General features: G+C 65.1%; 19 protein-coding genes and 1 riboswitch. Of the genes, 10 read left to right on the plus strand and 9 right to left on the minus strand.

The window, feature by feature from the left end:
• Positions 1-545 (plus strand): acetyl-CoA C-acyltransferase (locus EYW47_RS41855; protein ID WP_240763716.1); only part of this gene is annotated, 545 nt, incomplete at its 5' end.
• Positions 546-830: 285 nt separating this feature from the next.
• Positions 831-1,574 carry an acetoacetyl-CoA reductase gene (gene phbB, locus EYW47_RS15755; protein ID WP_133195741.1) on the plus strand — a complete coding sequence of 248 codons (744 nt, stop codon included), beginning with the start codon at positions 831-833 and terminating at the stop codon, positions 1,572-1,574.
• 112 nt (positions 1,575-1,686) lie between these two features.
• On the opposite strand, the gene EYW47_RS15760 is transcribed toward phbB, so the two are convergent.
• Positions 1,687-2,937 (minus strand): MFS transporter, encoded by a 1,251-nt coding sequence (locus tag EYW47_RS15760; protein WP_133195742.1) that lies wholly within the window; start codon positions 2,935-2,937, stop codon positions 1,687-1,689.
• A gap of 801 nt (positions 2,938-3,738) precedes the next feature.
• On the opposite strand from EYW47_RS15760, the gene EYW47_RS42435 reads away from it, so the two are divergent.
• Positions 3,739-4,437, plus strand: coding sequence for an H-NS histone family protein (locus EYW47_RS42435; protein WP_276322949.1), 699 nt, complete (start codon positions 3,739-3,741; stop codon positions 4,435-4,437).
• A 205-nt stretch (positions 4,438-4,642) separates the two neighbouring features.
• On the opposite strand, the gene EYW47_RS15770 is transcribed toward EYW47_RS42435, so the two are convergent.
• Positions 4,643-5,083 carry a DMT family transporter gene (locus EYW47_RS15770; RefSeq protein ID WP_133195743.1) on the minus strand — a complete coding sequence of 147 codons (441 nt, stop codon included), beginning with the start codon at positions 5,081-5,083 and terminating at the stop codon, positions 4,643-4,645.
• Positions 5,084-5,214: 131 nt separating this feature from the next.
• Here EYW47_RS15770 and punR point away from each other — a divergent pair, with 131 nt between their 5' ends.
• Positions 5,215-6,117 carry a DNA-binding transcriptional activator PunR gene (gene punR, locus EYW47_RS15775; RefSeq protein WP_133195744.1) on the plus strand — a complete coding sequence of 301 codons (903 nt, stop codon included), beginning with the start codon at positions 5,215-5,217 and terminating at the stop codon, positions 6,115-6,117.
• A gap of 40 nt (positions 6,118-6,157) precedes the next feature.
• Here the strand turns inward: punR and EYW47_RS15780 are convergent, their stop codons facing one another.
• The 5 genes from EYW47_RS15780 to EYW47_RS15800 form a co-directional block, all read right to left on the minus strand.
• Entirely contained in the window at positions 6,158-8,155 is a 1,998-nt protein-coding gene (locus EYW47_RS15780; protein WP_377785012.1) for a TonB-dependent receptor domain-containing protein, read from the minus strand.
• A 149-nt stretch (positions 8,156-8,304) separates the two neighbouring features.
• Positions 8,305-8,500, minus strand: a riboswitch (cobalamin riboswitch).
• A gap of 97 nt (positions 8,501-8,597) precedes the next feature.
• Positions 8,598-8,978, minus strand: a complete 381-nt coding sequence (locus EYW47_RS15785; RefSeq protein ID WP_133195745.1) for a BON domain-containing protein — start codon at positions 8,976-8,978, stop codon at positions 8,598-8,600.
• A gap of 68 nt (positions 8,979-9,046) precedes the next feature.
• The gene (locus EYW47_RS15790; protein WP_133195746.1) at positions 9,047-10,294 is read right to left on the minus strand and encodes a porin; all 1,248 of its coding nucleotides are present in this window, start codon (positions 10,292-10,294) and stop codon (positions 9,047-9,049) included.
• A 328-nt stretch (positions 10,295-10,622) separates the two neighbouring features.
• Positions 10,623-12,059: a M20 family metallopeptidase gene (locus EYW47_RS15795; RefSeq protein ID WP_133195747.1), complete on the minus strand. Its 1,437-nt coding sequence runs from the start codon at positions 12,057-12,059 to the stop codon at positions 10,623-10,625.
• A gap of 184 nt (positions 12,060-12,243) precedes the next feature.
• On the minus strand, positions 12,244-13,596 hold the full coding sequence (locus EYW47_RS15800; protein WP_240763718.1) for an MFS transporter: 1,353 nt from the start codon (positions 13,594-13,596) through the stop codon (positions 12,244-12,246).
• Between the two features lie 207 nt (positions 13,597-13,803).
• On the opposite strand from EYW47_RS15800, the gene EYW47_RS15805 reads away from it, so the two are divergent.
• The 3 genes from EYW47_RS15805 (at position 13,804) to EYW47_RS15815 (ending at position 17,216) form a co-directional block, all read left to right on the plus strand.
• A complete protein-coding gene (locus EYW47_RS15805; RefSeq protein WP_133195749.1) occupies positions 13,804-14,733 on the plus strand; it encodes a LysR family transcriptional regulator in 930 nt (309 codons plus the stop codon).
• A 232-nt stretch (positions 14,734-14,965) separates the two neighbouring features.
• Entirely contained in the window at positions 14,966-16,678 is a 1,713-nt protein-coding gene (locus EYW47_RS15810) for a hypothetical protein (protein ID WP_133195750.1), read from the plus strand.
• A 13-nt stretch (positions 16,679-16,691) separates the two neighbouring features.
• Positions 16,692-17,216 (plus strand): hypothetical protein, encoded by a 525-nt coding sequence (locus tag EYW47_RS15815; protein ID WP_133195751.1) that lies wholly within the window; start codon positions 16,692-16,694, stop codon positions 17,214-17,216.
• A gap of 77 nt (positions 17,217-17,293) precedes the next feature.
• On the opposite strand, the gene EYW47_RS15820 is transcribed toward EYW47_RS15815, so the two are convergent.
• Complete coding sequence (locus EYW47_RS15820) at positions 17,294-18,325, minus strand: ribonucleotide-diphosphate reductase subunit beta (protein WP_133195752.1); 1,032 nt, start codon at positions 18,323-18,325, stop codon at positions 17,294-17,296.
• Between the two features lie 3 nt (positions 18,326-18,328).
• Entirely contained in the window at positions 18,329-19,531 is a 1,203-nt protein-coding gene (ubiM, locus tag EYW47_RS15825; protein WP_133195753.1) for a 5-demethoxyubiquinol-8 5-hydroxylase UbiM, read from the minus strand.
• 580 nt (positions 19,532-20,111) lie between these two features.
• On the opposite strand from ubiM, the gene EYW47_RS15830 reads away from it, so the two are divergent.
• The 3 genes from EYW47_RS15830 to EYW47_RS15840 all read left to right on the plus strand — a co-directional run bounded on the left by EYW47_RS15830 (position 20,112) and on the right by EYW47_RS15840 (position 23,447).
• On the plus strand, positions 20,112-21,191 hold the full coding sequence (locus EYW47_RS15830; protein ID WP_133195754.1) for a tartrate dehydrogenase: 1,080 nt from the start codon (positions 20,112-20,114) through the stop codon (positions 21,189-21,191).
• A 223-nt stretch (positions 21,192-21,414) separates the two neighbouring features.
• Positions 21,415-22,404: a MurR/RpiR family transcriptional regulator gene (locus tag EYW47_RS15835; protein ID WP_133195755.1), complete on the plus strand. Its 990-nt coding sequence runs from the start codon at positions 21,415-21,417 to the stop codon at positions 22,402-22,404.
• Entirely contained in the window at positions 22,401-23,447 is a 1,047-nt protein-coding gene (locus tag EYW47_RS15840; RefSeq protein ID WP_133195756.1) for an isoaspartyl peptidase/L-asparaginase family protein, read from the plus strand. The genes EYW47_RS15835 and EYW47_RS15840 overlap by 4 nt, the downstream gene beginning before the upstream one ends.
• Positions 23,448-23,474: the final 27 nt, after the last annotated feature.

Genomic DNA, 23,474 nt, shown 5'->3' on the forward strand with positions numbered 1-23,474 from the left:
TCTTCAACACCGACGAGTTCGTGCGTCACGGCGTGACAGCCGAATCGCTTGCTGGCCTGAAACCTGCTTTCTCGAAGGAAGGCACGGTGACGGCGGCCAATGCTTCGGGCCTGAACGACGGCGCGGCAGCGGTGCTGGTGATGTCGGCGCAGAAGGCCGAGGCGCTGGGCCTCACGCCGCTCGCGCGCATCAAGGCATATGCGACCGGCGGCGTGGATCCTAAGGTAATGGGCATGGGCCCGGTGCCGGCCTCGAAGCGCTGCCTCGAGCGCGCGGGTTGGTCGGTGGGCGACCTCGATCTCATGGAGATCAACGAAGCGTTCGCGGCGCAGGCGCTGGCCGTGAACAAGCAGATGGGCTGGGACACGTCGAAGATCAACGTGAACGGTGGGGCGATTGCAATCGGTCACCCGATCGGTGCATCGGGCTGCCGCATTTTGGTGACGCTGCTGCATGAAATGCACCGTCGCGATGCCAAGCGCGGTCTGGCCTCGCTGTGCATCGGCGGCGGCATGGGCGTGGCGCTCGCGCTTGAACGCGCCTGAATTCAGCCGGGTTCGGCTGTCCAGGTAGTACCAGGGCCCGTTCACGCGCCTGTTATTGACGTGAACAGGCCCTAAGGAAAAGCGGTTTGCCCGCGAGGCACGAAACGTGCGTTAGTGGGTGAGCCGAACAAGTTTCGCGCAAGACAAGACGGACACTATAAGCCGCGCGATCTTGCCCGAGCGGTCTTCGCCTCGCGTGCGAGGACGCCGGGTGATGCAAGAGGTGGTGCTCCAATCACGGCGTGCCACACGGTTCATTGAAATTTTATCTCGCGGATAGATAGCATGACTAAGCGTATTGCATTGGTAACGGGTGGTATGGGCGGTCTCGGTGAGGCAATCAGCGTACGGCTGTACGACGCAGGCTATCAGGTCGTCGTCACGCACTCGCCGGACAACGCAGGCGCAAAGGACTGGCTGGCCAGAATGAAGGAGACGGGCCGCGATTTCCACGCGTATTCCATTGACGTCGCCGACTACGATTCGTGCCAGCGCGGCTCGCAGAAGATCAAGAACGAAATCGGCCCTGTCGACATTCTGATCAACAATGCCGGCATCACGCGCGACATGACCTTCAAGAAGATGGACAAGGTCAATTGGGATGCGGTCCTGCGCACGAACCTGGACTCCATCTTCAACATCGCGAAGCCGCTGTGCGATAGCATGGTCGAGAACGGCTGGGGCCGCATCATCAATATTTCGTCGGTGAACGGCTCCAAGGGCGCCGTGGGCCAGACGAACTATGCGGCGGCAAAGGCCGGCATGCACGGCTTCACGAAATCGCTCGCACTAGAAGTCGCCCGTAAGGGTGTGACGGTGAACACGATTTCGCCGGGCTATCTCGCGACGAAGATGGTCACCGCCATTCCGCAGGAGATTCTCGATTCGAAGATCCTGCCGCAGATCCCGATGGGCCGTCTCGGCAATCCGGATGAAGTCGCCGCGCTCATCTTGTTCCTGTGCTCGGACGACGCGAGCTTCGTCACCGGCGCGAACATCCCCATCAACGGCGGTCAGCACATGCAGTAACGCGCTGCAGCGAGGGCCTGTTATGAGAGTGAGCCGGCCCTCACCTTGCTTCGCTGCAACCGGCGCCGGCTTTCATGGCCGGCGTCGTTCGTTGCGCGCGCCGCGCGGCGGTCTATGCAGCTCTGCGCTCGAGGCCGAACGCAAACAGCAGCACGCCTATCCCTAGCGCGGCGAGAATCGCGCCGACCCAGCCCGTAGCGACCCATCCGAATCCGGCGGCAATCACGAGCCCGCCCAACCATGCGCCCAATGCGTTGGCAATATTGAACGCGCTGTGATTGAGCGCTGCCGCCAGCGACTGCGCATCCCCCGCCACATCCATCAGCCGCGACTGGAACGCCGGCGTGCAGGCCGACCCCGCACCCACGCAAAAGAGAATCGCCAGCATCGCCCAGAGATGAGGCGCGGCCACCACGAACACCAGCAAGACCGCCGCCGTGAATGCGTACATGCCGAGCATGGTCCGCTTGAGCCAGCGGTCTGCAAGCCATCCGCAGGCCGTATTGCCGGCAATCATCCCGAGCCCGATCAGCGCCAATGCCCAGGGCACGTGATAACTGGCGATTTGCGTCACGTGGGTGAGTGTGGACGCGACATAGCTATAGACGGAAAAGATGCCGCCAAAGCCGACCGCCGAAGCGAGCAGCGTCAACAGCACCTGAGGGCGGCCGAGCGCGCCGAGCTCGGTGAGCGGGCTCGCCTTGCCCGAGATCGGCAGGCGCGGCACCGACCAGGCGATCATGCCCGCCGTGATCAGCGCAATGACGGCGACCGCCGCAAAGCAGGCTTGCCAGCCCAGTGCCTGGCCGAGCCACGTGGCCGCCGGCACGCCTATGACGTTGGCGACGCTCAAGCCCAGCATCACCTTGCCGATGGCGGCGCCGCGTTTGTGCGGAGGCACGAGCGCGGCCGCAGCGAGCGCCGCAAGCCCGAAATAGGCGCCATGCGGAAGCCCTGCGATGAAGCGGCTGGCAAGCGCAAACGTATAGCTGTGGAAGATCGCCGTCGCGCCATCGCCAATGGCGTAAAGCAGCATCAGGACGATCAGCAGCGCGCGCTTGGGCATTCTCGCGAGCGCAACCGTGATGAGCGGCGCGCCGACGACAACGCCGGCCGCATAGGCGCTGATCATGTGCCCCGCTTGCGGGATCGACACGTGGAGGTCGCCGGCCATCTCCGGCAGGATGCCCATGGCCGCGAATTCCGCGGTGCCGATGGCAAACCCGCCGAGCGCGAGGGACAGCTCGGCAAGAGCGAGTCCGTGCGGCGGCTCGACGAGGGGCGCCGCGACAGCAGCGTTGCGCGAAGCAGCATCGGGTGCGCGGCTTGCGGGGCGAATGGGAGATTCGACGGGTGCACTCATGTCTATCGTTCAAAAAACTGAGCCGCGAATCGCGCGGCGTGCTGGATGTTATCGGTAACAGGCTACGTGCATTCGTCACCCGCCGCGCCTGCGCCACGCGTATTGCGAGACGTGGCTCGCGGCGCATCGTCTATGCGTGTACGCACATGCGAGGCCGGTTGGTATCGGAAAGGGGCAAGCCGGTCTTTAAAGCAGGGCCCTGAGCGCACGCATGGCGTGCAAGGTTCGGAAAGGATCCGCACGGTGAGCCGCATGTTGAGCAAACCGGAGGCTGGCGGCGGCGGTATCGCAGGAATGCGTCGGCATCGAAACACGGATAGCGCACCCGACGCCGGACCGTCAGCTTGCGCATTCTAGATGATCTGACGTATTCGCGCCGGGCGGAGCGCAAATGATGGTTTGACCTCGTGCTTCTCGATCCCGGCGTCAACGCGCAATGGTTCGATCGGGACGAGTGCGCCATTGCAATTGTCCAGGGCGGCTGCTGTTCCTGAAATGACGTGTAATCATTCGCGCGCGCGAAAGCCAATCGTTTGCCCTTGCAATTGGCTAAAAGCACCACATGTCATTCGCCGAAGCTGGATTGTCTCGCGGCAAGCTCGACTTTTTCAAAGGTAGTATCGTGAATCTCAAATGTGCCGCGTGCGGACCGGGTTCCGGCAATCGCCCCGATCCGTGTCATCGAATGAAAGGATTCGGAAGAATTCGGCTTCGAAATCGTCGCGATTGATCTGCGAATGAGCGCGCTAATAGCCGCCAATTTGCATGTATTGCCGTTTTGCGTTCATAATTGTGTGTGGCATGACGGCATTGCCTAAATGGGCCAAGCCAAACTTCGACATGCAAACGAAGTTTAAACGGTTGCTTGGGGGTGAATTCCTGACAGGGAGAGTAAGTATGGTTACGTTGGACGCGATCACCCAAAAGATCGCAAAGCTGCAGAAACAGGCGGAAGCGATTGCCGAAAAGCAATCGTCCATCGGGCTCGCAAAAATTCGCGATCTGATGCACAAGCACGGTTTGAACCTTGCCGATATCGAGAGCTTCGTCGGGAAAAGGCGTGGCCGCAAGCCGGGCGCCAAGGCCGCAAATGGCGCAGCGAAAGCGCTGCATCCCAATGCGCATCCGGTCGCGCCGAAATACGCCGATCCGAAAACCGGCGCGACCTGGACCGGGCGCGGACGTGCGCCGGCCTGGATTCGCGACGTCAAGGACCGCTCGAAATTCCTGATCGAGGCAGGTGCGGCGCCCAAGGCTGCATCGGGTAAAACCGCCGGCGCGAAGAAGACCGCGGCTGCGAAAAAGGCCGGCGCAAAAACCGCCGCCGCGAAAAAGACGACGGCCGGCCGTGCCGCCACTCCCGTAGCCGCCAAGCGCGGTCGCAAGCAAGGCGCACTCGCGAAGAAGGCTGCTGCGCCGCGCAAGACGGCAGCACGAAAGCCACGTGCCGCCGCAGCGCCCGCCCCTGCTGCGCCAGCGGCAGCCGCAGCCGCAGCCTGATAGAAGTGTGTTCGATCCGGCGGCCCGATAAAGCCGCCTGGCCACAGCCGGCGTTGCGCTGACTCCCACGAGGAGCGGCGCAACGCCGGCTACGGTTCTCACCGCAAAGCATTCGCCTGCCGGCGTTTTTCATTGCAGCCGTTTAAGAATCCTCGCTTTACATTTTCCGCAATGGCGGGCCTGATTATTTCAGCCGGCCTTTCTGTCATTTCGAGGTGAGCCAGACACCGGTAATGATTGCGCCCACTCCCAGGACGCGCGTCATTTCGAGCGGGCGTGCGGTGGCGCCAAGCCAGCCGAAGTGATCGAGCATCACCGACACGGCAAACTGCGTGGCCACGATGATGGTAAACGCCGTTGTCAGCCCGAGCCGCGAAGCGGTATAGCCAATCGATCCTGCAATGACGAGGCCGAGCGCGCCAGCCGAAAGCGCATACCACGGCACCTCGGTCCATGCCTTGAGACTGCCGCCTTGAGCCGCGGCCAGCAGCACGATCGCCAGCACGGCGCCACTGATGTAATTCACGAAAATGCCGCCGGTCGTGCCAATGCTCTTTGCCATTAGTCCCATGAATTGCCCTTGCAGGGCGACCGCGCAGCCACCGAGCGCCGCTATGGCGCCAAGTCCTATTACGTTGTTTGCCATAATTCCTCCACTCTAAAAAACGCGTTGTTGTTCAAATACTGCCCGTAACAGTATCGATCTGCGCGGATCGAACGTGAAACGGTATATTTTCACGCGTGCCTTCAAAGGAATTCACAGCAAGGAGACGTGAAGTGCTGTCTATCGAGTCGCTCCAGCTCATCGAGCTGATCGCACGAACCGGCAGCTTTACCGCCGCAGCGAGGACGCTGCATCGGGTGCCCTCGGCCGTGAGCTACGCGGTCCGGAACATTGAAGAAGAACTGGGCGTCGTGTTGTTCCGGCGCTTGCATCGCAACGTGGTGCCCACCGAGGCCGGGCAGCATTTCGTGAACGAAGCGCGGGGCCTGCTGAACAAAATAGAGGAGATTCGCCGCGAAACGCTGCGCGTGGCCAACGGCTGGCAACCGAGTCTTTCGATTGCGTTAGACAATATCGTGTCGAGTCATCGCATCAATGCGTTGATGGCCGATTTTTATCGGCACTTCGACAACGTCGAGCTGATCGTGCGCATCGAGGTGTTCAACGGCGTGTGGGAGGCGCTCGCCACGGGGCGCGCCGACATTGCGATCGGTGCGACAACGGCGGTGCCGGTTGGCGGGGAATTCTGCTTTCGCGACATGGGCGCGATCGAGTGGGCGTTTCTCGTGAGTCCGAATCATCCGCTGGCTGCTGCCCAGTCGCCGCTGACCAATGAGGTGCTCGCCACGTTTCCGGCGATTTGTCTGGAAGATACCGCGCGAGAAATTCCGCGCCGCGACACCTGGCTGCTGCTCAACCAGCGGCGGCTCGTGGTGCCGGACTGGCAGCGCGCCATCAACTGCTTCGTGGAGGGGCTGGGCGTCGGCTATATGCCCGTGCATCTTGCGCGGCCTTTCGTCGAGTCCGGCCGCCTGATCGAGAAGCAGATCGCACACCCCAAGACGCCTAGCCCATGCTGCGTTGCATGGTACGGCCAGAAAACGCCGCCCGTGCTGCGCTGGGTGCTCGACTATCTAGGCGATAGCGACAAGCTGCACGCCGAATGGATTTCTTGACTGCAGACGGTGCGCGGCGTGAGCGGCGCACCGTCTGGCATCAGAACGTATAAGTGAGCTTGCCGAACGCTGTCCGGCCCAGCGTGTTGTAGCCGTAGACGGTCATGTATTGCCGGTTGAACAGATTCGAGATCGACGCGGACAGCATGAGGTGCGTATTCACCTTATACGAGGCTCGCAGGCTCACCGTCGTATACGACGGTAAATAGAGCGTATTGAACTGATCGTCGTAGGTCGAGCCGCCGTATAACAGCGAGACGCCGGTGCTCAACGCATGGAGGTGGAATTCGTCCCACGTGTGGTCGACGCTGAGGCTCACGGTCTGCCGCGGACGGCGGTTCAGCCAGGTCTGGTCGGTCACGTCCTGCGGATTGAGAATGCCGACCGCGAGACTCACGGGCGTGGACTGCCCGAGCGTGCCCTTGTACGAGAGGTCGATCCCCTGGATGTGCGCCCGCCCGACGTTGATCGGCAAAAAGGTCTGCGCATCGTAGGTGATGAGATCGTGCACGCGCGTGGCGTACACCGCCGCCGTGAAGGTGCCGAACGACGTGTTGGCGTCGAGCGCCGCCTCGACACTGTCGCTGCGCTCGGGCTGCAGGTTCGGGTTCGCGTAGCTGGGGTAGTAGAGGTCGTTGAATGTCGGCAGGCGGAATGCGTTGCCGTACGAAACGCGCGCCGTGTAGACCGGCGTGATCGCCCACGAGAGCGCGGCGTTACCGGTATTGACGCTCTGCCCCTGGACGATCTCGTGGCGCCCGGCGAGAAACAGCGTCACGTCGCCAAGCGTGGCCGACTGGTGCAGCGAGACGGCGGAGTCGTTGCGGGCGGGCAGGCCGCTCGGGACATCGACGGGCAGAAACGCCAGCTCGCGCGAGAAGTCGTAGGCGAGCTTGGTTTCGCCCGAAAGCGGCTGCCCGAACAGCGCGTGTCCGGTCTCCTGATGCGTGATCGAGCTCGAGGTGGAAAAGCGCGTCGAGTTGAATTCGTCAGTCGGTATCGTGGGATCGTTCGAGTAGATGAATTGCCGATCGGTCGCGTAGCCGACGGACTGGTCGAATTGCGTAAACGGCGTGATGTCGAGGTGGAACGCGACGCCGGTCGTCAATTGATAATCGGCCTGCCGGTCGTTGCCGCCCGCATTGTCGTAGGAAAGGTCGGAGCGGTGATACAGCGCGAACGTGGAAATCGACCAGTTGTCGCGCGCGTAGCCGAGCCGCCCGTTCACGTCCTGTGCGTGATACGGATTGCGGCCGTCCTCGTGGCCGTAGGCCCAGGGGCGTGTCGCGTCGATGCCCGCCGTGTTGTAGTCGTGCAGCCCGAGCGCGTACGTGAGGCCGCCTAGCGCCGCGAGCGGTCCGGTCGATGGCACGGTGCCGGAGGTGCGCAACTGCGTGTCGAAGGTCTTGTTGGACCCGCCGCCGAACGACACCGTCGTCTGATTCGGCAGGTTCGACGCGTGACGCGTGAAAAGCTGCACGACGCCGCCCACGGCGTCGGCGCCGAACGAGGCGGCGGCCGGCCCCGAGATCACCTCGACACGGTCGAACGCGGCAGTTGGCAGGTCGGCCCACTCGGCCTCGCCGGTCGTGACGGAGCCTACGCGGATGCCGTCGATGAAGACCGCGACCTGATTGCCCGCCGAGCCGCGAATGCTCACCGAGGTCAGCGAGCCCGGGCCGCCGCTTTGCGAGACGGTCACGCCCGGCAGCGTCGCGAGTGCTTCCGTGATGCTGGGGTCGGCGGGAGAGAGGCGGTCGAGGTCCTCGCGCGTGAGCACCTGCGTGCTCGCGTAGCGCTGGTCGAACGATTGCGGCAGATGCTGCGTGTCGCCCACCACGAGAATGTTCGGCAGCGTGGTGCCGGTGTCGTCTTCGGAAGCGGTGGAAGCTGCGGCGGGCGAAAGCGGCGCCGCTGGCGCGCCGTCGGCGGCGTACGCGCCGTGCCATGCGCATGCAGCGAAGGTGCAGGCGGCCGCGAGCGGGCGCAGCGTGGTCCGGCGGGCTTGCTGGTTGGCGGGGCCGGAAATCGGGCTCATGCCGGCGATGCGGCGGCGACGGGCTCCCTGCGCGGAAACCGTTTCAATCATGGTGGACATGCGACTGATCCTGAGGTCGGGCTGTCCATGCAACGGCGACCGCGTGCGTGCGGTGCTGGCGCTTCGGGACACCCCGCCCCTTGCGGCTGCTTGGACCTCGGTCGATGGCAGGTCTCCTGGCTCGCGGGTCGACGCCCCTTGCCGGCCTTCCCGGTTTCCCAGTGGCGCTTTTGGCATGGACTTGCCGCTCACAGTTGCGGGGGCAGCCGCAGACTCGTGGCGCGTGTGCGCCCACTGCGTTCCCTTTTGATCCCGTCGCCGGGAACCATCAGGGCGCAAGGGTAAGGGCCGCGCCTGGCAAGCGTCAACTCAATGCGCATCGGGCGTTGCGAAAACGCCCGTCGAGCCTGCGCGGCTCATCGCATGCCGGCATCGCGCGCGGCTACTGGCTGCCTTTCATTTCGCCGTCGCTGCGCACCTCGAGCTTGCTGGCGATCGTGCGTACGCCCTGCACGCCCTGGGCCACTGAAATCGCGAGCGCGATCTGATCCTGGTCGGCCACGACGCCGGTGAGCGTGATGGCGCCGTCGCGCGCATGCACGCGGATAAAGGTCGATTTCAATCCGCGCTTGCGCGTCGCGTGCAAGGCGTGGCGCACGGCGGCGGCGAGCTGGTGGTCGGTTGGCGCGGGCGAGCTTGCGGCGGGCGGCGCGGCGGCGGTTTGCGAGCTGGCCGTGGGCTTGCCGCCTTGCGCGAGAGCGCTGGCGCAGGCGCTCATCAGCAGCGCCATGGCGGCTATCCGGATGCCGATTCGATGCGACATGCTTTCTCCTCCTGGGGTTGGCCCAAAGTGTGGGCCTGATGTGTGGGCCTGATGTGCAGGTCCGAGGCTCAGAACTTGTGATACATGCCCACGAGCACGACGTGTGGCGAACGATAGTTCTGCATCACACCGCCTGGGCCCGTATAGGCGTTCCCGATGTTGTCGACGGTGGGCTGTTGCGTCGCCTCGTTGCCGTAGACCGGAGCGCTGCCGGTGTTGTGCACGAGCGAGCCGCGCACGTAGAGGGCCGTGCGCGCGGAGAGGTTGTAGTCGTAGCCGAGCGTGAGGCCGAGCGAGCGGTCGTTGAAGCCGCTCACCGTGCGGTACGCGAGCTCGACGCGAAAATCGTTGCGCTGCCGGTAGCGGTAGATCGCGCCGACCGAATAGACCGAGGCCGTGCGGTCGCCATCGAGCCGCGGCGCGAGAAAGCTGTAGCCCGCGGAGAGCACGTAGTGGCCGCCGTCGTAGAACACGCCGGCGGCGTAGTTGTCGGTGCGCACGTATTGCGAAGGCACGAGCGCGTTTTGGCCGTAATTGCCGATATAGGCGAGCGTGGCGAACAGGTGGCCGTCGAAATAATTGAGCGCGGCGCTGCGCGTCGCGAACGTGGGCGCCGCTGGCTGCGCGCCGTGCAGCACCACGGCGAACTGGGCGTTGAGCGGCCCGAACCATGGCGACGCGTAGCTGATCGCGCTCGGCAGGCGCCCCGGCTCGTAGCTCGCGCCCGGCCCGAGGTCGCTGGTCCACTGCAGCAGATAGCCCACGGCGGACACCGAGCCTACTTCGCCGAACACGTCGACGAAGAGCGGCACGCCCACGTCGTCCTGCAAGCCGAACTTGAGCTCGCCGGTGCGCTTGGAGCCGAGGCCGATCCACGCCTCGCGGTTGAACAGCGTGCCGGGACTGCCCTGTTGTCCGGTGGCCGTGTTGAAGCCGCTTTCGAGCGCGAAGCGCACCCAATAGCCGTCGCCCAGATCCTCGACGCCGTAGAGGCCGACCTTGGAGGTCCACTCGCCGCCGCTTTGCTGCACGAACGCGCTGTGCGCGCCCTTGGTGTAGCCGATGGAGTCGTCCACCACGCCGTAGAGCGTGACGCCCGGCGAGTAGGCGGCGCTCGTCGCGTAGGGCAGGCCTTGCAGGTAGTCGAACAGGAACAGGTTGCTCGTGTCGGCGCGCGCCGTGAAGCTGGCGGCGCCCAGCGTGACCGCGGCAACGGTGCAGGCAAGGTGCGCGGGGCGCAGGCCGGTGGAGAAGGTGCGGATGCGCGTACGGCCGGACTCCGGCGACCGTCGCATCGAAAGGCGGCTGGCTGACATTTATTGCTCTAGGGATGGGTCAGAAAGGTCGTAAGGGGCGAGCGCGGCGGCGGTTGAATTTGCGCGAGAAGAACTCGCCGCCGGCTTCGGGGCGCCGCGGCTATCCCTCGCCACGCGGCCCACGGGCGTGCGTGTGCATGAGCGGGAAAGACGGCAATGTCGAATTGGCCTGGTCGATCCAGTCGATATGGATTCCTGAGTAATGGTTGAGCGGTGTTCCTGTTTTGCGGCGGTTATGGGCGTTTTACCGGGCGGCGTACCAGCCGCCCGCGTGCCGCCCAGCTCACGCGCCGCATCGCGTTCAATGAACGATGCGGCGCGCCAGGGTTTAGCGGCGCGTCTCGCGCTCGAACGGCAGCGCGACGTCCTCCGGAATCGGGCAGACGTATGGCTTGCCGCCGCGCCGCTCGAGCAGTTCCTCCTTCGCCTGCGCCAGCGTGTCAGGCGCGCCAAGGAGTTCGATGGCGGTTGCGGCGAGCGTCTTGCTCGCGAGCAGCATGCCCTTGTGCGCGAGCGCGGTCTTGCCTTGCGCCACCCATTGCCACGAATGCGGCGGCGTGCCGAACGCATAGCAGGCGGTATGGCACTGCGCCGTGGGGGTGATCCAGCTCACGTCGCCCACGTCGGTCGAGCCGGCGATCGGGCGGCCCTTGTTCGGCACGTACGGATCGACGCGGTCGAACAGTGGCTTCGGATTGCGCCAAGCCTGGTTGAGCGAGCGCGCAGACGCTTCCACGTCTTCGGCGGACAAGGTCTCGTTCTGGTACACGCCGGCAAGAGCGAATTCTTCGGCCGTGAAGGGCGGCGTGCCGAGTCGCTCCAGGTGCTCGTACATCAGCTGGCTCAGCACCGCGTTCTCGAGCAGGTTGGAGCAGGCCTTGTCGAAGACGATTTCGACCGCGCAGCCGGTCATCTGCGCCGCGCCGCGCGCTACGTTCTTCACGCGCTCGAAGAGCTCGGCGGCCTGGTCGTTGCGCGGTGCGCGCACGAGATAGAGCACTTCGGCGTTGGCCTGCACGACGTTGGGCGAGAGGCCGCCCGTGTGGGTGACCGCATAGTGCACGCGCGCCTCGGGCAGCATGTGCTCGCGCAGATAGTTGACGCCCACGTTCATCAGCTCGACGGCGTCCAGCGCGCTACGGCCGAGGTGCGGGGCCGCTGCGGCGTGCGAGGCCTTGCCGGTAAAGCGGAAATAGGCCTGGATGTTGGCGAGCGAGCCGCCCGGGAAAATGCCCGTATAGACGTGCGGATGCCACGAAAGCGCAGCATCGAGGTCGTCGAACAGGCCCGCGCGCGCCATGAAGGTTTTGCCCGAGCCGCCTTCCTCGGCGGGGCAGCCGTAGAAGCGCACCGTGCCGGGCTGGCCGCTGTTCGCGAGATGATGGCTGACCGCGGCGGCGGCCAGGTGCGCGGCGCTGCCGAGCAGGTGGTGGCCGCAGCCGTGCCCGTTGCCGTTGGTGATTTCGCTGGAAGGCTGGCAGGTCAGCGCGCCGGCTTCCTGGCTCAAGCCCGAGAGGGCGTCGTATTCGCCGAGGATGCCGATCGTCGGGCCGCCTTGTCCTGCCTCGGCGACGAACGCGGTGGGAATGCCGGCCACGCCGCGCGTGACGCGAAAGCCGTTCGCTTCGAGCAGCTTCACGTGCAGGTCGGCGGAAGCATGCTCTTCGTAGCGCAGCTCGGCGAGATTCCAGATCTGGTCCGAGAGCGCGGTGAAGTTCGCGCTCTGGCGGTCGATGAATTCGAGTACGGGCGCAAGGGCTGTCATGATGTTCTCCGTGGGCATGAAGGGCCACGGGGCCGGGCGTATGCCCGGGACCCGCAGGCGAAGGGGGGCGGGCGCATGCGCAGCGCGCATGGCCGGGGTCAAGCGTGGGCCGTCTGGCCGAATATCTGGACTGCCAGGCAAATCGTCTGGTGGCGCAAAGAACGGACGCGCCGCGTGGGTCGAATCAGGCGCGCTGAGTGGGCGTCCCGGAAGGTCCGGGCGGTCCCGAGGGCGCGGCGCTGTCGCTCACGCGTTGTTCCGGGAAGCGCCAGAGCGCGAGCAGGCTCAGGGTGCCGCTTGCGAGCAGATACCAGGCGGGCGACATCGGGTCGCCGGTGCGATGCAGCAGCCAGGTGACGTTGAACTGGGCGAAGCCGCCAAAGAGGCTCACGCCCACGCTGTAGATCACGGCCAGCGCGGTCACGCGCACGCGTGCCGGGAAGGCTTCCATGACGAGCAGGAAGAACGCCAGCGAACCGAGGGTGGCCAGACCCATCACCACGGTGACGATGACGACCATCGTCGTGACCGAGGGCGCGGCGATCAGGATGCGAAAGGCCGGATAGACGCAGACGAGCGACGCGAGCGACGTCGCGGCAAACAGCGGCTTGCGCCGCGAGACGCGGTCGATGATCCAGCGGCCGGAGATGAGCGCCGCCACGATCATCGCGAGACCCGATGCGCAGCCCGCGAGAAACGAGGTCGCCATCGGCAGATGCAGCGTGCGCACCGCGTAGGCGGGCATGTAGAACACGAGGATATAGAGCATGGAGGTGCTGCCGACCAGCATCAGCGAGCCCAGCACGGTGCGGCCCAGATAGTGGTCGACGATCTCGCGGAACGCGCTGCCCTCGCGGCGTGACTCGACATGTGTCTCATCGAGCCGACGGCGGATATAGAAGCCCACCGGACCCAGCGCGAGCCCGAGCACGAAAGGCACGCGCCAGCCCCAGCTCGCGAGCGCATCGGGCGAGAGCGTCGCCGAGAGCACGGCGCCGCTGAGCGCGCCCAGCACGGCGGCGACGCCCTGGCTCACCGCCTGCCAGCTCACCATGTAGCCGCGCCGCGCGAGCGGGCCGGACTCCATCAGAAAGGTGGTGGAGGCGCCAATCTCGCCGCCCGCCGAGAGGCCCTGCAGCAGGCGGCCGATCACCACGAGCACGGGCGCCGCCACGCCGATCTGCGCATAGCCCGGCGTGAGCGCGATGGCGGCGGTGCCGATCATCATCAGCACGATGGTGAGCGTGAGCGCCGCGCGGCGGCCCGCGCGATCCGCGTAGTTGCCGATCAGCACGCCGCCGAGCGGGCGCATCACGAAGCCCACGCCGAAGGTCGCCATGGCGAGCAACAGTGGCCCCGCGCCCGAATCGACCGGAAAGAAGGTCTTGCCGATCAGCCCGGCGAAATAGCTGAACACGGTGAAGTCGAACATCTCCAGCGCGTTGCCCGCCGAAGTGGCGACGATCGTCCGGGTCTGGGCCGACGCGTGCCGCGCTTGCGGCAGGGCTTGGGCCAGCGGAGGGGCGGCTTCTTGCATCGAGGGTGTCTCCGGGTGGATATCGTTGTCGTGCGCCCGGCGAGGCGCCGGAGGGCCCGATCGATGCGAGCCCATTGCGGATGGCATGAATGGTAAAGTCGCGGCAATAAACGCGATACGCGTAAATTCTTATCCTGATAACGGGGGCTTATTGGGGTAATCACTTAAGCGGGCGGCGCTGCCGTCTCGCCGTCTGGTCAGGTACGCATGAAGCTCAATCAACTCCGCGCGCTGCTGGCTGTCGCGCAAGCCGGCAGCATTCACGAGGCAGCCCGCACGCTGCACCTGACCCAGCCCGCCGTGACGCGCGCGCTGCGCGATCTCGAAGACGAACTGGGCCTGACGCTGCTGGTGCGCAGCTCGTCGGGCGTGACGCTGACCGCACCCGGGCAGACGCTCTTGCAGCGCGCGGAACTGGTCGTGAACGAGATGGCGCGCACCGCCGAGGAAATGGCGCGGCTGCGCGACAACCGCCAGGGCCGTGTGGTGATCGGCATGACGCCGCTGGCGGGCATCACGGTGCTGCCGCGCGCCTACAACCATTTCCGGCGCGTCATGCCCGACGTGCAACTGGAATTCGCGGAGTTCAGCCCGTCGCAACTCATCGAGCGGTTGAAGAACGGCGCACTCGATTTCGCGTTGGGCGCGGCGGCGGACGCGCGCGATTTCGCCTCCGCGCGCTGTGTGCATCTCGCCACCTACCCGATGTGGTTCGCGGTGAGCCGCCACGGCGATCTGGCGGGCGCCACGCGCCTCGCCGATCTTCAGGATGCCGAATGGCTTCATACGGGGCCATCGGTGGAGTTTCGCGCCTTCCTTGACGATCTGTTCGGGCGCGCGGGACTGCCGGTGCCGCGCCGCGTGACGCGTTGCGCCTCGCAGACACTCTTCTACAGCCTCGCGGTCAATAGCAACGTGGTGACGTCATGGACGCATCTCGCCTTGCGCAGCGCAGGGCCGTCGACCGAGCTCAAGACGCTGGACCTGCTCGAGCAGCCGCCCGCGCGCAAGCTGTATCTGCTGCATCGCGAGGGTGCCGTGCTGACCGCGTCGGCGGAGCACTTCGTGCAGTGCATCGAGACCGTGGTGCAGGCCGAGCGCGAGGCGCTCGGCCTGCAGTCGGACGGCAGGACTTGAGCGTGGCGCCGTAAGCCCATGACGCGAGGGAAAATAACCCAAAGTCGCGCGGGTAGAAAAATACGCGGGACTGTATCGCTGAACGTCGCAAGACGAATCACACTCTTCTTTGTTCGAAAAGCTCTAGTTCGCTGAAAATAGGCACGCCATGTATTGATTCGGATTACTCCGATCCTGCTGGAACAGGCCTCAACCTAACATCGCGCTTCAGTCAACTCCAGGAGCGTGATTGATGAAGCGAACAATGAGACCCTCCGGCGGGGCACGGCAAGCGCTGCGCTTTTCGCTTTGCGCGTTGTCCGCCGCCGTTCTGGCGGCGTGCGGCGGCGGCTCGAACGACACCTCGAATGCGGGCACCACACCCGGTGTCACGGGCAAAATCTCCTACGACTACGTTCCAACCGCCTATACGGTCCAAGCGGACGGCACGGCCACCGGAGGCCTGGATTACGCGAAGACCGAAAAGCGTCCGGTGCGCCATGCGCTCGTCGAGCTCGTCTCCGAAGACGGCACGACCGTGCTCGGCAAGACCACCACGGACGACTACGGCGCATATTCCATCGAGGCACCGGCCGGCAAGCGCGCTTACGTGCGCGTCACGGCGCAGGCTTCGCAGGGGGCGGACAACGCGCCCGACTATTCGGTGAAGATTCGCGACAACACTTCGCCCGAATACAAGCGCGCGCCCGATACCGCAGCGCTCTACTCGATGCGTGGCAGTGCCTTCTCGACCACATCGGCCTCCATGAAGCTCGATTTGAACGCCGGCTCCGGCTGGACCGGCGCGGGCTACGGCGCACCGCGCACGGCTGCGCCTTTCGCGATTCTCGATCAGATCGTGAATGCCGCGCAGCAACTGCATGCTGCCGCACCGAGCGTGCTGCTGCCCGAGCTGAATGTGTACTGGAGCGTCAATAACCGGCCGACTGGGGGGGATCAGAGCAGCGGTTTCATCTGGACGAGCCACTACGAGAACGTGGCCCCGAGCAAGGGTCTGTATATTCTGGGCGCGGAAAACGTGGATACCGACGAATACGACACCAGCGTGATCGTGCACGAGTTCGGACACTATGTGGAGGCGAACGTCTCGCGCTCCGATAGCATCGGCGGAAATCACTCGTCCACCGATGTGCTCGACATGCGGCTTGCGTTCGGGGAGGCCTGGGGCAACGCGTTTTCTTCGATGATGCGAGGCACCCCCGTCTACACGGACACCTTTGGCCCCAGGCAGGCGCAGATCGCGATCTACATGCGCCTCGACCAGGTGCCGCCGGACGAAGCCCCGACGTGGTTCAATGAAGCGGCGGTCGGCAATTTCCTGTATTCGCTCCAGCAGTCGCCCGACATTGGTTTCACGCAGCTGTATCGGACCATGCTCACGGGCGAGAAAACCACGCCTGCGCTGACCAGTGTTTTCTCGTTCGCGACAGCGCTGCGGCCCGGCCTCACCGATGCGGGCAAGCGCAAGCTGGACACGTCGCTCGGTGCCATCCACGTGCAGGGAGGCAATCTGCTGGACGCATGGGGAACCCAGACGAAGTACACGGGCGATCCGGCCGCCGCGAATCCTGCGGTGTTCCCGATCTACGTGCCGCTGCGCGTCGGCCAGACCGTGACGGCATGCTCGACCACGCAGTTCGGCGGCGGCAACAAGCTCGGCAACAGGCGGCATTTGCGTGTCACGGTGCCGGCCGCCGGTCAATACCGGCTTACGATCGCGCCCGTGGCAGCCGGGAGCACTGCGAACGATTACGCTATGGAGGCATACGTCGTGGGTCAAGCGGTGCCGGACCAGGATGCAGGCAATGGCGTCACGACCGTCGCCTTCCCGGCCGCCGGCGATTTCCCCGTTGACGTGGCGTCGGCTGCCGACCTCGATCCTTCAGCACCGATCGGCACGGCGCCGCACTGCGCCACCGTATCGCTGCAATCGGCCAACCCATAATTAGGAGCACACAATGAAAACGACTTCGCTCATGATGCTTGGCGCCGCATTGTTGCTGGGCGCGCAAGTGAGCTCGGCCTGCGCCGTGGAGAAAAACGCGTCGCAAAACGCGTCCGGAACCTCTGTCTCCAGCGAGCAAAAGAACTATAGCGGCGTTGCCATCCAGGCCACGGCCGCGCGCGGAGCAGCGGGCAGCCCGATCAGCGTGGAGGTTCGATATAAGGGCCTGCCGGTGTCGGGCGCGGCCGAGGTGACTTACACGACGGAAGGGGCGCTGCAGCTCTTCGGCTCGGCCCAGAAGGCGCTCACGCCCGATCGCAAGGGCGCCAGCCAGGATACGGTTGTCGTGCAGGCCGCATCCGATGGTGCGTACTTCCTGAATGTGTTCGTCAGCACGGTGTCCGGAACCAGTGTGGTTTCGATTCCGGTGACCGTCGGGACCGCGGCGTTCAAGCCGCGTGCCGCGGCGGCATCCACGGTATCCGCGCCGGGCGGGCAGCGTGTGATCGAAATGCCGGCGCAGGAAACGCGGCACTGAGTATCGATCGAATGTAGAACGGGAGCGCCGGGCGCTCCCGTTTTACTTTTATACCTCTTTATGTCCTCACGGCCCGCCTAGTTCCAGTCCAGCGCGCCGCCCGTCTGATACTCCGTCACGCGCGTTTCGAAGAAATTCTTCTCCTTGCGCAGATTCGCCTGTTCGTCGAGCCACGGCAGCACGTTCTCCGCGCCGGGAAACGGTGCGGGCATCCCCAGTTGGCCCGCGCGCCGGTTCGCGATGTGGCGGAACTGGGCGCAGTGCAGCTCGGCCGAGTAGCCCAATATCGGCTCGCGCAGGATGTAGCCCGCGTAGGCCGCTTCGGCCGCATCGGCTTCCTCCCAGATCTGCTGCACGGCGCGCGGATCGAGCTGCAGATTTTCCTCTTCCAGCAATTGCCGGATGACGCGGATACCGAAGCCGCAATGCAGCACCTCGTCGCGCATGATGTACTGGAACTGCTGCGCGGTCGCTTTCATCAAGCCCCGTCTCTGGAGCGCGAATACCGGCGTGAAGCCGTTGTAGAACCAGCAGCCCTCGAACACGGCCGCGAAGAACAGGTAGGCAAGCGCGAATTCGTGAAGCGTGTCGCGGTCCGTGAGGTCGAGGCCGGGAGCCATGATGCGTTCCAGCCGCCTGTTTGCCATCGCGATCTTCGCGTGGATTTCCGGCACGACGCGATAGCGGTTATAGATCTCCTGCTGGTCCAGCCCGAGGGTTTCGATGCAGTGCTGGTAAGTCCAGGTGTGCAACGCCTCTTCGTAGACCTGGCGCGCCTGGTAGATCTGCAATTCGGGCGCGGTCATCTTCTCCATCACCGCGAGCCCGATATTGCGCATGGCCAGAATGTCGGACGTGGTGAGGTAGGCGAGCACGTTTTCGAAAACGTGCCGCTCCGTGGCGGTGAGGTGCTGCTGGTAGTCGTGCACGTCGTCGCTCATGGAAATCTCGAGCGGCGTCCAGTGATTGCGGTTCGCGCTCAGAAAGCATTCCCATGCCCACGGATAGCGGAATGGCGCGAGCTGGTTGATATCCCCGCGGCCGTTCACGACGCGCTTGTCTTCGGCGCGCGTGGCGTGTTGTTGCGAATCCGTCTTGCAGGCGATCATCGCTTAGAGCCCTCCCGCCAGGTAAGCGGCAACGCCTCGCTTGAAGGGGCGCAGATGCTCGCCCGCGCGCAACAGGACGTCGCGGGCCAGCCGCGCCGGCAGATGATCGCGCGTATAGATCGAGGCGATCATGCCGGTCAGCAGATAGAGCGGTCGCGTGGTCAGCCGGTGCTTGTGCTCGTAGCGCCGCAAGAGCGCATCGGACGCATAGTCGCGCCCGGCGAGGCAGGCTTCGCGAATGGAGCCGCTGAGACTGTCCACACCCGACAGCCCGAAGTTGAAGCCGTGCGCGGTGACCGGATGCATGCCCACCGCCGCATCGCCTACCGCCGCGAACCGCTTTGCCACGAAGCGCTCTGGATAGACCGCGACCAGCGGATACGCGTGACGCGTCGTGACCAGTTCCATGCTGCCAAGCCGATGGTCGAAGCGGCGCTCGATCTCGTCGGCGAACGTGCGCGCGTCCACCTGCTTGAGCCGCTCGATCTCGCGGCCCGTGAGCGTGAGCACCACGGAAGAACGGAATGCGCCGGACTCGGGGTGCGGATTCATCGGCAGCAACGCCAGCGTCTGGCCATAGCCGAACCATTCCCACGCGGCGTGATGATGCGGCTGTTCGTGCGTCATGCCGCAAACCAGCATGGTCTTGCCGAAGTCGCGCATCTGGGCGGAGATGCCCATCATCCGCCGGGTCGCCGAGAATCGGCTATCGGCGGCAACGATCAGGCGCGTGGCGATGGACTGTCCGCTTTCGAGCTCCACGCTGGCGCAGTCGTCGTCGGACTTGACGCCGACAACGCGCTCGGATGCCAGAATTTCGATGTCGACGCCGTCTTCTCTCGCGCATTGCACCGCTTCAAAGGCAGCCTTGCGAATATGGTGATTGGAGACCAGCCAGCCGAGTTCATCATGCGGGCTCAGTTCGCGCCCGATTTCGAGTGCATACGACGACTTCCCGTTGTAAATCCGGGCGTCGAGCAGACGCGACTTCGACGGGCTCTCGATCCGGTCCCAAAGGCCCAGCCGTTTCAGTATTCCAACGGATTTATGCGTGAGTGCAATTTCGCGGCCGTCAAATTCAGGATTGCGAATTTCATCCGTGCCCTGCTGGTCCACGACGACGACTTTCAGGCCCGTTCCAGCGAGTGAACGGGCGAAGCACAGACCCGCCGGGCCCGCACCCACAACGACGATATCGGCTTTCACCGGGATTTCCTTGATCGATAGTCACTTCACCAACGTTGCTTCCGCTGCCGTGCGCGAACGTCATGCGGCGAGCGGCGAACGTCACCATGCCCTCATGCGGGTCCGGTCGTAACGGTTGCGACGGCCGCAAATGCGGGCACGCAGACCTTAGAGAGCGCCCGCGCCGCTGTCCATCCCGCGTGAGGAGGGGACGAGGGCGCGTGTTTGCTTCTTTTGGACTAGTCCTTCTTGCGTATTCCAGCTGCAAGCGGATGCGGCTTGGGGCGTGCGGCGGATGCTCCCGACCGCCATGCCGCCATGCCGCCACACGGCCACACCGCCACACAGCTGCGGCCAGGCGCTGCCGCCACGCTCGATGCCCGCATGGGCGACCGGCAATCTATCCCCGAAAGCCACACGTCCGCCAGCGACCGATTGCCCTGTTTCCCCGGGGTTCCAGGCATGGCGCGCGTCTCGATTATTCACGATTCGTGTTCAATGCCTCCACGCCTCGGGGGCTTATTTCCGGCGTCCTTTGAGGCATCCTTGCAGTCATCGAGAGCGCGCCAATCCAGGCGTGCGAGGCAACGGAGAACGAGACATGAGCAAGACCTTCAAGATCGCGGCGATCCCCGGTGACGGCATCGGCCTGGAAGTGATGCCCGAGGGCGTGCGCGTGGTGGAGGCGGCGGCAGCGAAGTTCGGCCTGAAGATCGAATTCACGCATTTCGACTGGGCGAGCTGCGACTACTACCTCGAACACGGCAAGATGATGCCCGACGACTGGTTCGCCACGCTCAAGGGCTTCGACGCCATTTACTTCGGCGCCGTGGGCTGGCCCGACAAGGTGCCCGATCACATCTCGCTGTGGGGGTCGCTCCTCAAGTTCCGCCGCGAATTCGACCAGTACGTGAACCTGCGCCCGGTGCGCCTGTTGCCCGGCGTGCCGTGCCCGCTCGCCAACCGCAAGCCCGGCGACATCGACTTCTTCGTGGTGCGCGAGAACACCGAAGGCGAGTACAGCTCGGTGGGCGGCAAGATGTTCGAGGGCACCGAGCGCGAGTTCGTGCTGCAAGAGTCGGTGTTCACGCGTCATGGCGTGGACCGCATCCTGAAATACGCGTTCGAGCTCGCGAACCAGCGTGGCCGCAAGAAGCTCACGGCGGCCACCAAGTCCAACGGCATCTCGATCAGCATGCCGTACTGGGACGAGCGCGTGGCCGCGATGGGCGAAGCCTACCCGGACGTGAAGTGGGACAAGCAGCACATCGACATCCTGTGCGCGCGCTTCGTGCTGCAGCCGGACCGCTTCGACGTGGTGGTGGCATCGAACCTGTTCGGTGACATTCTTTCCGACCTCGGCCCCGCCTGCACGGGCACGATCGGCCTCGCGGCATCGGCGAACCTGAACCCGGAGCGCAAGTTCCCGTCGCTGTTCGAGCCGGTGCACGGCTCGGCGCCCGACATCTTCGGCAAGGAGATCGCCAACCCGATCGCGATGATCTGGTCGGGCGCGATGATGCTCGAGTTCCTCGGCAACGGCGACGCGCAGTTCAAGGCCGCCCACGACGCGATCATGCAGGCGATCGAGAAGGTGCTCGTGGAAGGCCCGCGCACGCCGGACATGGGCGGTGCGGCGAAGACCGCGGACGTGGGCAAGGCCGTGGCCGCCGCGCTGTGAGGCGAATTTGAGCCTGACTTGAGCGGGTGTTGAGCGCAAGTCAGCGCGCTTGACGCACGTTTTTGAAGGTGCCGAGGCGCCCGGTGTTCCGAAAAGGAACCCGGGCGTTTTTTTACGAATGGCTTACCTGGGATAAACCCTTGTCTCAATGAAAACGAATTTTCAGATGGGGTTTGGCGTGTAATTATATTTACATCGTTATGCTGACACGCCCAGGTTCCACATGGCCGCACGGTCGCCCAATCCGCTTACATCCGAGACGTCCGCTTCACCCGATGCCGAGATCGTCGCCCGCCTGAACGCGGCGATGCCGGACCTCACGCCTGGCCATCGGCGCATGGCCGAGTATGTGCTCGCGAATCTGTTCCAGTCGGCCACCATGCGCATCGACGAGCTGGCGCACGCCGTGGGCGCGTCGGTGGCAACGGCCAACCGCTTTGCGCGCGCGCTGGGCTTCGACGGCTATCCCGCGTTTCGCGAAGCGCTCGTGCGCGGCTTCGAGGCCACGCTCGCGCCGGTCGAGCGGCTGCGCACGGCGCAGGAATCGCCCACGAGCGGCGCCGAGCTGTTCGGCGCCTCGCTGGAGCAGGCCGAAGTCAACCTCCGTGCTTCGCGCCAGTCGATCGACAGCGCGGCGGCGGCCGCCGCCGTCGACGCCATCATGAAGGCGCGGCGCGTCTTTATCGTGGGCTCCGGCACGAGCGCGTTTCTGGCGGGGCTCATGGAGCTCGCGCTGCTGCCTTATCTCGACAACGTGCAGACACTCTCCACCATCGGCGGCCCGACGCACGCCGCGCGCCGGCTCTTTGGCGCGGGCAGCGAAGACCTGCTGATCGGCATTGCCTTTCCCCGTTACGTCGACGACACCATCAAGCTCTCGCGCCGCGCAGCGCATCTCGGCGTGCGCGTGCTCGCGCTCACCGACAGCAGCGATTCGCCGCTCGCGCGCTTTGCCGATCTGACGCTGCTGGTGCGCGCGGAACGCCGGCTTGCGGCGAACTCGGAGGCCGCGGTGCTGGCCGTGATCGAAGCGCTGTGCGACGCCGTGGCGTTGCGCGCGAAACATTCCGTCGAGGCGGCGGCCAGCATCACCGAGTCGGTGCTGCCCTGGCTAACGCCGGAGTCCGCCGTGTCGGCGGCCGCGAGCCTGCCGGCAGCGGCGCCTTCGAACTCATCCTCCCGCGAATCTTCCCGTCCCAAGAGCAAGTCATGAATTCCAGCGCAGTCATTGCCATTCACGGCGGAGCGGGCACGATCCTGCGTGCCGCGATGGCTCCCGAAGTCGAAGCCCAATACCTCGCCGCGCTGAGCCGCATTCTGGAGGCGGGGCAACAGATTCTCGCCGAGGGCGGCAGCGCGCTCGACGCGGTCACCGAAGCCGTGCGCCTGCTCGAGGACTGCCCGCTCTTCAACGCGGGCCACGGCTCGGTATTCACGGCGGCGGGCACGCACGAGCTGGACGCGTCGATCATGGACGGCCGCACGCTCGAAGCCGGCGCGGTGTGCTGCGTGAAGCGCGTGCGCAATCCCGTGCTTGCCGCGCGCCGCGTGCTCGAGCACAGCGAGCACGTGCTGTTCACGGGCGAGGGCGCGGAAGCGTTCGCCGCGGCGCAGGGGCTCGAATGCGTCGAGCCGGGCTACTTTCATACCGATGCGCGCCACCGTCAGTGGCTGCTCGCGCGCGGCGAGCAGCGCGCGATGCTCGACCATGACGGCGCGACGCTCGCGGCTGGGGTGGACAAAGCGGCGGACCACGCCACGAACAAGGCCACGGACCCGGCGGTCGGCGAGGCCAACGCCGGCGAAGGCGCCCTGCCGCACGAGCCGATCGATCCGAACCGCAAGCACGGCACGGTGGGCGCGGTCGCGCTCGACGCCCACGGGCATCTCGCCGCCGCCACCTCGACGGGCGGCATCACCAACAAGCAGCCCGGCCGCGTGGGCGACTCGCCGCTGATCGGCGCGGGCTGCTATGCCGATGACGCCACCTGCGCCGTTTCCACGACCGGCTCGGGCGAGATGTTCATGCGCATGGTCGCGGCCTACGACGTTGCCGCGCAGATGCGCTATGGCGGCGCGACACTCGCCGACGCCGCGGCCAACGTCGTGATGGAGCGGCTCCCGCGCATCGATGGCCGGGGCGGTTTGATCGCGGTCGATGTACGCGGCAATGTCACGCTGCCCTTCAATACCGAGGGCATGTATCGTGGCTATGCCCGCGTGGGAGACGCGCCCGTCGTGGCGATTTATCGATAAAGCCGCGGCTGGAGTGGCAATCGAGGT

It is taken from the genome of Paraburkholderia silviterrae (assembly GCF_004353915.1).
Lineage (GTDB): Bacteria > Pseudomonadota > Gammaproteobacteria > Burkholderiales > Burkholderiaceae > Paraburkholderia > Paraburkholderia silviterrae.

Coding starts and splice junctions, on each gene's coding strand:
- EYW47_RS15795 (WP_133195747.1), bottom strand. CDS start 12,059: ATGACAGCCCTTGCGCCCGTACTCGAATTCATCGACCGCCAGAGCGCG.
- EYW47_RS15770 (WP_133195743.1), bottom strand. CDS start 5,083: ATGGCAAACAACGTAATAGGACTTGGCGCCATAGCGGCGCTCGGTGGC.
- EYW47_RS15800 (WP_240763718.1), bottom strand. CDS start 13,596: ATGCAAGAAGCCGCCCCTCCGCTGGCCCAAGCCCTGCCGCAAGCGCGG.
- EYW47_RS15840 (WP_133195756.1), top strand. CDS start 22,401: ATGAATTCCAGCGCAGTCATTGCCATTCACGGCGGAGCGGGCACGATC.
- EYW47_RS42435 (WP_276322949.1), top strand. CDS start 3,739: ATGACGGCATTGCCTAAATGGGCCAAGCCAAACTTCGACATGCAAACG.
- EYW47_RS15820 (WP_133195752.1), bottom strand. CDS start 18,325: ATGATCGCCTGCAAGACGGATTCGCAACAACACGCCACGCGCGCCGAA.
- EYW47_RS15785 (WP_133195745.1), bottom strand. CDS start 8,978: ATGTCGCATCGAATCGGCATCCGGATAGCCGCCATGGCGCTGCTGATG.
- EYW47_RS15760 (WP_133195742.1), bottom strand. CDS start 2,937: ATGAGTGCACCCGTCGAATCTCCCATTCGCCCCGCAAGCCGCGCACCC.
- EYW47_RS15815 (WP_133195751.1), top strand. CDS start 16,692: ATGAAAACGACTTCGCTCATGATGCTTGGCGCCGCATTGTTGCTGGGC.
- EYW47_RS15780 (WP_377785012.1), bottom strand. CDS start 8,155: ATGAGCCCGATTTCCGGCCCCGCCAACCAGCAAGCCCGCCGGACCACG.
- EYW47_RS15810 (WP_133195750.1), top strand. CDS start 14,966: ATGAAGCGAACAATGAGACCCTCCGGCGGGGCACGGCAAGCGCTGCGC.
- phbB (WP_133195741.1), top strand. CDS start 831: ATGACTAAGCGTATTGCATTGGTAACGGGTGGTATGGGCGGTCTCGGT.
- EYW47_RS15805 (WP_133195749.1), top strand. CDS start 13,804: ATGAAGCTCAATCAACTCCGCGCGCTGCTGGCTGTCGCGCAAGCCGGC.
- EYW47_RS15835 (WP_133195755.1), top strand. CDS start 21,415: ATGGCCGCACGGTCGCCCAATCCGCTTACATCCGAGACGTCCGCTTCA.
- EYW47_RS15790 (WP_133195746.1), bottom strand. CDS start 10,294: ATGTCAGCCAGCCGCCTTTCGATGCGACGGTCGCCGGAGTCCGGCCGT.
- EYW47_RS15830 (WP_133195754.1), top strand. CDS start 20,112: ATGAGCAAGACCTTCAAGATCGCGGCGATCCCCGGTGACGGCATCGGC.